Consider the following 8,924-nt stretch of genomic DNA (forward strand, 5'->3'; position numbering starts at 1 on the left):
TCTCACAATTAGGTACTTGGGGTAACCTCCGGCTTGCTTACACAAAAACTGGCTTATGTTGAAATGTGGAGTGAGTTGAAGGTTGGCCGTGGCCTCTGTAACCTCAAACAAGCCTTTGGGGCGTTCATAAATTGGATCATTGTTGAGCATTCTGGCCGGATAGTTGCCTATACGATATCCGTTGAGGTATTCTCCCTTTTTATTGGACATAGGCGTAAGCACCAGAATGTTCAAGACCATTCGTTCTTCGCCCTTGCTAATAGCAACGGAATATGCTCCAGGCTTGGCAGGGGCTTCTACTTTATAGGCCATAACCGATATGTTGATCACGGAAAGGTCATTGCCCTGCAGCTCAAAATCGGTATTGGCCGAAACATCAAGTACCTCACCGGGCATTACAAAAAAACTAAAGAGGCTATAGGGTACTTCTTCACCGTTGACCAACACATGAAACGAGAGTTTATTTTTTGCCAGGGCAGCGCTACTTAGTGCTACCAGAAGCATTAGTGTAGAGGCTATTCTAACCATGAGTTAATTAAGGTTGGGAGCACTTTCCGAAAGGGCACTAATTACCGCGGCATCTCTCTGGTACACATCGTTTCTAAATTGCACGCCATCTTCATCGACCCAGGCCGTGAGGTAAAGAATATGCACACTGAGTGGCTTACGCAGCATGACAGTTTTATCTCTGCCGGTTTCCAACACCGCTTTTATTTTCTCTGTATTCCAATCGGGCATTTCAGCGATCAGGTAATTGACAAACGAAAGGGGTTGGTTGAGACGGATACATCCGGAACTAAAGGCTCTGTCGGGTCTATTGAAGAGTTCTTTGCTGGGAGTATCATGAATGTAAATGTTGTACTTATTGGGAAACATGAACTTAACAGCTCCAAGGGCATTGGCCGGGCCGGGTTCTTGCCGAATGGTATAGGGGAAATAGTTTTTAGAGAGCTTGGCCCATTCAATACTTTCTGCAGCTACCTCTTGCCCTCCCTGCAGCACTTTCATTTGCTTGGTTTTCAGGTAGTTTACGTCTTTTTTCACTTCAGGAAGTACATCGTTGAAAAGAATGGTTGGGGGTACCGTCCAGTAAGGGTTCAGCACAAAATAGGTCATTGTATCGCTGAAAACCGGGGTTTTCCGAAATGGCTTGCCCACTACTACCCGCTGCTCAAAGGTGAGCGAATCGAGCTTAAATACTTTCATTTTATAATCGGCAATGTTTACAAACACATAATGATCGCCCAAGTCTTGGTTTATCCAACGAAGCCGCTCAAGATTGGCTTTTATCTTGGCTATCTTGGCTTCTACCGACACATTGAGGGTAGCCAGTGTTTGTTTACCTACATTGCCATCGGCCTCCAGCCCATGGTGTTGCTGAAAACGCCTTACTGCCTCGGCCAGCTCTTGTGTATACTGATCGTTGGGTTCTTCTTCCATAAGAAAATAGCCTTCTATGGAAAGTCGGTATTTGAGCGATTGTACCCGGCTTCCGCTCATACCCGGCTTCAATGTTTCTCCAGCTTCAATGGTATTCCAGCCACCGTTTTGTCTTATTTCGCGGTAGTGCATTAGTGCGCTCACCAAGCCACGATAGCTTTGGCTTTCGGGCTGCAATTGTTCAAATTGCTCTTCCATATTGCCTTGTTGCAGGCACTTTTTCAGAAAGGTTTTTGCATTGCCCTCTCTACGCACTGCCTGCCATTCGCCTTCTACTTCTTCCGGGTTTAGCTTTCCATTGAGAAAATGACTGGCGTATAAAAGAAAGGCATCGGTAAACAGTAAGTCGGCATCGGTGCTCTGCGACTCCACAGGATCGGCATAAAGGCGGTTTAGCACCTCAAAGTGATAATCGGCCGGGGTAAGTCCATGATCATAGGCCTTATTCACCAGATTGAGAAAAGACTCCTGAAGGGGGCGGGTCCACACCCGTCTGAATTCATTTTCAAAATAAAATTCGGGCAGCAAGCGAACACTGTGAATTAGCTCACCTCTCACCTGCACAGGCACTCCCGCACTAATGGTTTCAGTGTATTTTCGAATGGCTTCATTGGACTGCCCCATGGTTGCCTGAACCACAACGCACCATAGAAATCCCAATACTGCTTTTCTTATTTTCATCGGTTACGCTTCTCTTTCTAATATAGCTTTCCTTTTGACGAATGTCTAGCAAAAGGTCACAGAAAACGAGCAGTCTTATTTACAGAAGTACTTGGTTTTGAACTAAAACTATGGCTTTGCCAAATGCACTGTATTAGTTCCAATTCCTGATTTTTCCCCTCAGGCACTGTAGGCTTCATTTGGTGATTGTGAATGGATTTTTGGGGAATACCAAAAGTTGGGTTGAAGGTATGGTAGAGAATTAAACGAAGGGTCAGAGAAGCTACAGATTAGACAAGGCAAGGGCACGTATTCCTGCCTAAGCGCTTCTCCCCATTTTGTGGGGCATACCGGATTCGAACCAGTGACCTCTGCCCTGTCAAGGCAGCGCTCTAAACCAACTGAGCTAATACCCCTTTTGCAAGCCTAAGCCCGGCTTGACGGTTTCTTAACGTCTTAAAAGACTCATTTGTGAAGATACCAATGATGCCAGTAGAGAAGCTCAAGCCATGCAACTTGAGCACGTACACCTGGAAACTCTAATAAAAAGACGGTCTCTCAACTGCCTTACAATTATAGCAATAATCTTAGTTTCTAGTGATGGTTGTACAGTTTTCTATAATACTCATCGGCCATTCGCGAAGCCCTGAAGTACTTATTCACATCGGCCATGCTCTGAAAGTTCATTTCCACCCATTGCTCGTGGTTTTTATAATACATGGGCACGATTTCCTCTTCAAGTATGTGCATCATATGGTCGGCATCCCATTGGTCTTGTTCGCCTTCCGGAGCGGTTGTATCGGCCTCCGGAATAACGAAAGCGTTTTTGCCATGCTCTCCAAACTCCAGAATCCAGCCATCGTTGGTAGAAAAGTTGAGCGAGCCGTTCATAGCGGCTGTCATACCTGAAGTTCCTGAGGCTTCCAACGGAATTCTGGGGTTGTTCAACCATACATCGGATCCTTTTTTCATCATGGCCGAAAGGCTCAGTTCGTAGCCTGTTAGGGTTGTGGCGTTGTGGTACTTTCGTGTAAAATGCACCAGCCAGTTGAAGGTGCTTACAGCCGAATGATCTAGCGGATAAGGTTTTCCTGCCCAAATCATTTGTACAGGGTAGTCTTTATTGTTGAGCAGGGCCTCAAAGCGAGCCACATCCCGGGCAATCAGGTCGGCCCTCTTGTATCCTGCAAAGCGTCTGGCCCATACAATAGTGAGTATATTGGGGTCAAAGATCTTCCCGGTCTGGTCGGCCACCAGTTGAAAAAGCTCGCTTTTCAAAGTCTTCTTTCTGCTAGTAAACTTTTTCACACTTCGTTTTTCATAGGCCTTTTCCAGTTCTTTATCGGTCCAGTAAGTTTTGTTCTGAGCGTTGGTAATTGGAATAATGTCGCAGATGTTGGTGTAGCCTCCCCACATGGCCGATGAAACTTCCTGATGTTTTTTGGATACGGCATTGGCTATTTTAGACAGTCTCAAGGCCGCCAGAGTGTGGTTGAACATTCCTTCATCTAAGCCAATGAGTCGATCTATTTCGCCAATAGAGAATCCGTTGAAGAACCCAAGTTTATGTAAGAAATTGGGGTCGTTTATCTCATTACCGGCTTTAACAGGGGTGTGGGTAGTAAACACCAATTTTTCCCTCACTTTTTCTACGCTTCCTAGTTTTTCCAACAAACGAAAAGCTGCGGGAAGGGCGTGTGCTTCATTAAAATGGTAAAGCTCTACCTCATGACCTAATTTTTCCAGAAGCTTGGCTCCCCCCACCCCAAGCAAAATGTATTGAGCAATGCGCGTAGCGATATTGTTGTCGTATAGTTTATGCGTGATGGTGTGGGCCAGGTGGTCGTTTTGCGGGTGGTCGGTAGAAAGCAAAAACAACGGGGCTGTGCCAAACACTTCGGGCGCCAGATAATACACCTTGACCTTAACCGGGTGGTTGTCGACCGTAATTTCAATATCGAAATCGAGCTCCTGAAGAAAATTATAGTGCCGTTCTTGCCAGAGTACATCCAACTCGTTGTTGTGTTTTCTTACCTGATCGTAGTAGCCGTACTTCCAAAGTATGCCAATACCCACCATATTTTGCTTAAGATCATAGGCACTGCGCATGTGCGATCCGGCCAAAAACCCCAGGCCTCCTGAGTAAATTTTAAGGGGCTGGTCGATGGCAAATTCCATAGAGAAATAGGCCACGGGCTTCTCATAGCCTTTACCAAATTTGTACGGATGCTTAAGTTTAAAATTCATGCGTCTGGCTTTTTAAGGAATATCAAAAATACAGATATGGCCGGTGCAGAACTTTGCTGTACTACAAAACTTTGATGCAAACGTTTGTGCATCACCAAGATTCCTTAAAGCGTAATGAAATCAATGAAATTATATCTCCCATTAATTCCTTGTTCATAGGAAGCAACGTTTGCAAGAATCACCAGCAGGGTCGAGGCTATTTTTTTCTTTGCCTTCCTTGCGAAGTACCTATTATGTTCCGCACGGGAGTTATTCCACTTTTTGTGGCCCTTGTTCAGGTTTCTTCACCCGATGCACTCAGTTATTGCTCTTTGGAGGTTTTGGTAGGTGCCACCAAGGCACCAATAGACTTGGCCAAAGACCAGGGGAGACTTCCTCTCGTCCTAATGAGGAAAAAGACTGAATCTGGAGGGTTGTTGATGCACTGCATGGGGTTTTAAAGCCAAACAGGCGTATTCATGAAAAAACCCTCCGAAGAGGGCTTTATGTTTTAACAGATAATTGATAGCATACCTACTCCTTCAAAACTATTTCATCAAAGTCAGTGGAGAGTTTTTTTACAAATGATCTTATAGAATCTTCACTTTTTTTATTTTCAACATAAAACTCAATTCTCTGATTTTGTCCTTTGTAGTTGAACGACAAGAAATTACCTCCACCTACTCGCAAACTTCGTGTTCCATAGCCATTCAAACCTACATTTTTGATTTCAAATACGATAGACTTCAATTCACTTATATCAAACCCAATATTCTTATAATTAATCGTTTTATCAGTAATAATAAGTAAATCTCCAGTTTTAATACTCAAATACTTCAGATAAATAATTATACCACTCAAAACAAAAACACCACTAAGAGTATAGAAATACATGTTCCATTCTCTTGAAATACCAAAAAGAAATGAGAATGAATCTAAATTAGGCCTAGCTGGAGTAAAAAAAAGCCAAACACCATAACCAACACCTAAGAGCACGTAGGCTAACAACTTGACCTTTCTAATCAAACCAAAATCCCCAGATTTCAGCTTCAACTGGGTCTTAGCTTCCAACTAATATCTTTTTAAGTAATTTATGACCCCCCCATCAGAAATGAGTCCTTTTTTCTCTTTCATTATAAGAGTATCATTACCGATAAAAGAGATTATATATTCTTTTCTACCTAAAATCAAGGTATCACCTTCCAGTCTGAAATCATAAAAAAAATCCTCGGTACTATAGTCCTTCACAATTGAGCCATTCATGAATTCGATATCAGATATTAAAGTAGTTCTTATCCCAGTGCTCATTAGTGTATCGCCATTCGCAGTAGTTCTTTCATAAGCACTCCATCTACCCATTATTTTCTCACCGTTTCCATTGACTGTTTCACCTTGGCAAGACACTCCGATTAAAAGAACCGATAGAGCCAAACACAAAAACTTATACCTACGCATCATCTTCTTCACTATTATTTACAAGTATGCTATAAAAATATCTAATTCCTTGCTCTCCCTCCTTCATACTCGACTCATACTCTTCCCTATTGTAATCAATTCATCTAATTGGATTATTAGCGGCATAGACATAAGGTGTCTGGAAATGATACTTGTTTGCAAATGGGTCTATGGTTGAAAACCTTCCAATCTGTGAATCATAATTTCTAGCTCCATAATTGTACCAATCCAGATCAAATTCTTCATTAAGCTCCTTTCCATTATACTTGAACCGATTTGATTTGGGCAAGGGCACACTAGAATACAATGCCTGTATATTCATCCCAAAAGAATAGTAATGATCTTCCTGTAGTATCTGGCCTCTGGTGTGGGTAATTCTCAGGCCATCGAAGTACACATTGTGAGTGGTGTTGCTCTCATTGGAGAGGTAGATGTAGGTGAAGCCGGCTTGTTCTACTGGTTTGGTAATCATAAGCTGCTGATGGACACCTAAAGCATCGCCTATCTGGTTATACCCTGCATCTACAAATCTAAAATCTTTATCGAATAGAATATAGTTGAGGTAGGCCCGGGGTTTTACACTTCAATACCGCTTTTAAAATACTATAATCTTTAATCCTCGTTTGTAACGAGGATTAGGGGGTTGTGGCGGATGGCCAGGTGTTCTACTTGGATTTTGAGTGTAGACCTGAGCCTGTCCAGGCCGTCAAGTCTGATGCCGCCCAGGATGGTGATTTCTAGCGGTGTTTTTTTGTAAGTGATGTGTTTTGCATTGGTGGTGACTAAACTTCTTTCCATGGAAAAAATATTTTTCACTGAATGACCCTTCGTAAAACTACCTTTTCCTTCTAAACTCAACAAGAACTATCCCGATTGTCTATGAACAATACTTCCCCTAATATTGTGAAAAACCCTGTTTTTACTACTTAAACCTGAACTATACAGCATGACTTTTGGACAAAAACTGGCGTCCTGTCGCAAGGAACAGAGGCTTTCCCAGGCCGAGATCGGAAAACGGTCTGGCGTTAACGGGGACATCGTGGGAAAGTACGAAAGAGATGAGATTAAGCCTTCTATTGACACGGCTGCCAAGATTGCCGATGCGCTAAACGTAACGATTGATTTCCTGGTGAAGGATGGTGAGTACCAGAACATCGACAATGATGCTCTGAAAAGATTGAGGCTATTGGAAAAGCTTAACCCCAAAGACAAAGATCACATCTATGCCCTGATGGACGCTTTCTTTGCCAAATACAAAATGGATTCTCTATTGCAGTAAAAACCCTGCCGAAGCAGGGTAGTATATTTCTATCAATCTGATTTGATATATTCTTGTCCATCCCAAAGTAAACGGTTCTTATTTATAACTTTCACATAATCCCCATCTAACCTTTTGTAGGTTAAGTATCCATAGTTAAAGCCTGGGACGCTTACTTCAAAAACATTCGAGGTAGGATCCTTCACTTCATATTCTTTTGTGAGTACTTCTCGTGCGCCAATATTCCTGCCTCTAAAGGAATAGGTGGGATAAATGCCTATGCTAAATTTCTGCACTTTCCCATTATTAGGGTTGGCCAGTACAATTCTGTTGGAATCAAAATATCTCAAGGTTTCATATTCTAGCTTTTGGACATCCGAATCAATGTAAAGATGATAAACAATACCCTTCTTATTCTTTCCACTGTTGCCCTCATTATAGCCTTCAATCGGACTCGAGATATCAAAGTATACTGAATCATAATTAGTCTTGCTTTCTTCTACTTGCAGATCAACTGGTAAATACAGTTTTGGATCACTAAACAATTTTATTAACCCATCATTTTCTAGTTCCCAGTATCCATACGCTATAGTATCGCAACATTCATAAGGAGGCATATGGGTTTGTTGATATGTGTCTATGAACAGAAATGAGTTTTGGTCAAACCTAAGTTGGATATTCTTATTTTCCTTTTGAAGGAATGTTCCTTCAATCTGTTCCGGTAACATCTTCACTGCCGAACAAGCGGAGATGAGAAAAAGAACAAAAAACAGTTTTATAAATTTAGTTACCATCCTTTTTTTGCTTTCTTTTATGCTTCTTATAATTTCTTATTCCCATTTGACGATTTTGCCATATTTGATGTAAAACAGGGTACACAGGCGTTCCATCTTTCTTTTTGAGATTCCCTATGTATTCCAAATCAATATCGTCACTTGATCTAACTGAGCCAGGTAAGGAGGATGGTTGATAACCAAATTGTGCTGTATATCCTGCTATCTCATCTGACAAGCCAGTAGCAGTTGTAGGTTGCAAATATCCACTACTTGTAAATTCCAACCCATTTTCGGAGTTAATTGATCTGGAAACATGTTCAATTTCATGAACATGTAGTGCATCCGAGCTTCCCTGAATATTTATAACACCATCACTGCCTTCTTTCACATAATTTGTCTCACCACTATTACTCACTAAATCAAAAGTTCTTTCGTGAGCACCGATTGCATCAATAGCTTCTATCGTGTTATCTAAACTTTCAGTACGTGAGTTAATGGTGGCTATTCTTCCTTCTAATTTCTCTGTACTTTTTCCCTTCGCCTCTCTTTTTGCTATTCTAGCTTCAAGTCGGCCTTTCTGCTTTGCCAGTTGTTCTTTCCTATTTTGTACATTCTGCTTCAACCTATCTGCCTCTTTCTGATCCTTCCAAATCATTCCATCTGGATCAATATATTTGATCGGGTTATTCTTCACATAATGATAGGGTGTCCATGCTTCTTGAGTAACCTCGGCTAAAGGATCTACCTGGATGAATCGTCCAATTGCGGGATCAAACAACCTAGCCCCGTAATCGTACCATCCGGTTTCCTCTTGGAGTTCCTTCCCGTTATATAGGTATTTGTTGGGCTTACTCAATGGAGCGGAAGAACTGAGAGCGTTTATCGAGAGACCAAAAGGATAATAATGATCTTCCTGTAGTACCTTGCTCTTGGTGTGGGTAATCCTCAGGTCATCGAAGTACACATCGTGAGAGGTGTTGCTCTCATTGGAGAGGTAGATGTAGATGAAGCCGGCTTGTTCTACTGGTTTGGTAATCATAAGTTGCTGATGGGCTCCTGAGGTGTTGCCTACCTGGTTATACCCTGCATCTACAAATTTAAAATCTTTA

At 42.1% G+C, this 8,924-nt stretch carries 11 protein-coding genes and 1 tRNA gene; 2 read left to right on the forward strand and 10 right to left on the reverse strand.

Going from position 1 to position 8,924, the window contains the following annotated elements; all coding sequences use genetic code 11:
* The 4 genes from B3763_RS10075 to glgP all read right to left on the reverse strand — a co-directional run.
* On the reverse strand, window positions 1-528 hold a 528-nt coding region (locus tag B3763_RS10075), incomplete at its 3' end, for a hypothetical protein (protein ID WP_286746156.1).
* Window positions 529-531: 3 nt separating this feature from the next.
* A complete protein-coding gene (locus tag B3763_RS10080) occupies window positions 532-2,121 on the reverse strand; it encodes a L,D-transpeptidase family protein (RefSeq protein ID WP_286746157.1) in 1,590 nt (529 codons plus the stop codon).
* A 320-nt stretch (window positions 2,122-2,441) separates the two neighbouring features.
* Window positions 2,442-2,516: transfer RNA gene (locus tag B3763_RS10085), tRNA-Val, on the reverse strand.
* 178 nt (window positions 2,517-2,694) lie between these two features.
* Window positions 2,695-4,347, reverse strand: a complete 1,653-nt coding sequence (glgP, locus tag B3763_RS10090; protein WP_286746159.1) for an alpha-glucan family phosphorylase — start codon at window positions 4,345-4,347, stop codon at window positions 2,695-2,697.
* Between the two features lie 233 nt (window positions 4,348-4,580).
* On the opposite strand from glgP, the gene B3763_RS10095 reads away from it, so the two are divergent.
* Window positions 4,581-4,787 carry a hypothetical protein gene (locus B3763_RS10095; RefSeq protein ID WP_286746162.1) on the forward strand — a complete coding sequence of 69 codons (207 nt, stop codon included), beginning with the start codon at window positions 4,581-4,583 and terminating at the stop codon, window positions 4,785-4,787.
* A gap of 73 nt (window positions 4,788-4,860) precedes the next feature.
* Here the strand turns inward: B3763_RS10095 and B3763_RS10100 are convergent, their stop codons facing one another.
* The 4 genes from B3763_RS10100 to B3763_RS10115 all read right to left on the reverse strand — a co-directional run bounded on the left by B3763_RS10100 (window position 4,861) and on the right by B3763_RS10115 (window position 6,579).
* Entirely contained in the window at window positions 4,861-5,397 is a 537-nt protein-coding gene (locus B3763_RS10100) for a hypothetical protein (RefSeq protein WP_286746164.1), read from the reverse strand.
* On the reverse strand, window positions 5,398-5,757 hold the full coding sequence (locus tag B3763_RS10105; RefSeq protein WP_286746166.1) for a hypothetical protein: 360 nt from the start codon (window positions 5,755-5,757) through the stop codon (window positions 5,398-5,400).
* A 124-nt stretch (window positions 5,758-5,881) separates the two neighbouring features.
* Window positions 5,882-6,253 (reverse strand): RHS repeat-associated core domain-containing protein, encoded by a 372-nt coding sequence (locus B3763_RS10110; RefSeq protein WP_286746168.1) that lies wholly within the window; start codon window positions 6,251-6,253, stop codon window positions 5,882-5,884.
* A 140-nt stretch (window positions 6,254-6,393) separates the two neighbouring features.
* Window positions 6,394-6,579, reverse strand: a complete 186-nt coding sequence (locus B3763_RS10115) for a hypothetical protein (protein ID WP_286746170.1) — start codon at window positions 6,577-6,579, stop codon at window positions 6,394-6,396.
* A 148-nt stretch (window positions 6,580-6,727) separates the two neighbouring features.
* Here B3763_RS10115 and B3763_RS10120 point away from each other — a divergent pair, with 148 nt between their 5' ends.
* Window positions 6,728-7,060: a helix-turn-helix domain-containing protein gene (locus B3763_RS10120; RefSeq protein WP_286746172.1), complete on the forward strand. Its 333-nt coding sequence runs from the start codon at window positions 6,728-6,730 to the stop codon at window positions 7,058-7,060.
* 32 nt (window positions 7,061-7,092) lie between these two features.
* On the opposite strand, the gene B3763_RS10125 is transcribed toward B3763_RS10120, so the two are convergent.
* Together B3763_RS10125 and B3763_RS10130 are read right to left on the reverse strand one after the other, a co-directional pair.
* On the reverse strand, window positions 7,093-7,833 hold the full coding sequence (locus B3763_RS10125; protein WP_286746174.1) for a hypothetical protein: 741 nt from the start codon (window positions 7,831-7,833) through the stop codon (window positions 7,093-7,095).
* Window positions 7,823-8,924, reverse strand: a 1,102-nt coding sequence (locus tag B3763_RS10130; protein ID WP_286746176.1) for an RHS repeat-associated core domain-containing protein, incomplete at its 5' end; no start/stop codon positions are given. The genes B3763_RS10130 and B3763_RS10125, both read right to left, overlap by 11 nt.

The sequence above is a fragment of the Roseivirga sp. UBA1976 genome, assembly GCF_002336325.1.
Taxonomy (GTDB): Bacteria; Bacteroidota; Bacteroidia; order Cytophagales; family Cyclobacteriaceae; genus Roseivirga; species Roseivirga thermotolerans.

What these genes read in the sequence shown, in the direction of transcription:
- B3763_RS10080 (WP_286746157.1), bottom strand. Translation starts at nt 2,121, where the DNA reads ATGAAAATAAGAAAAGCAGTATTGGGATTTCTATGGTGCGTTGTGGTT.
- glgP (WP_286746159.1), bottom strand. Translation starts at nt 4,347, where the DNA reads ATGAATTTTAAACTTAAGCATCCGTACAAATTTGGTAAAGGCTATGAG.
- B3763_RS10095 (WP_286746162.1), top strand. Translation starts at nt 4,581, where the DNA reads ATGTTCCGCACGGGAGTTATTCCACTTTTTGTGGCCCTTGTTCAGGTT.
- B3763_RS10110 (WP_286746168.1), bottom strand. Translation starts at nt 6,253, where the DNA reads ATGATTACCAAACCAGTAGAACAAGCCGGCTTCACCTACATCTACCTC.
- B3763_RS10115 (WP_286746170.1), bottom strand. Translation starts at nt 6,579, where the DNA reads ATGGAAAGAAGTTTAGTCACCACCAATGCAAAACACATCACTTACAAA.
- B3763_RS10120 (WP_286746172.1), top strand. Translation starts at nt 6,728, where the DNA reads ATGACTTTTGGACAAAAACTGGCGTCCTGTCGCAAGGAACAGAGGCTT.
- B3763_RS10125 (WP_286746174.1), bottom strand. Translation starts at nt 7,833, where the DNA reads ATGGTAACTAAATTTATAAAACTGTTTTTTGTTCTTTTTCTCATCTCC.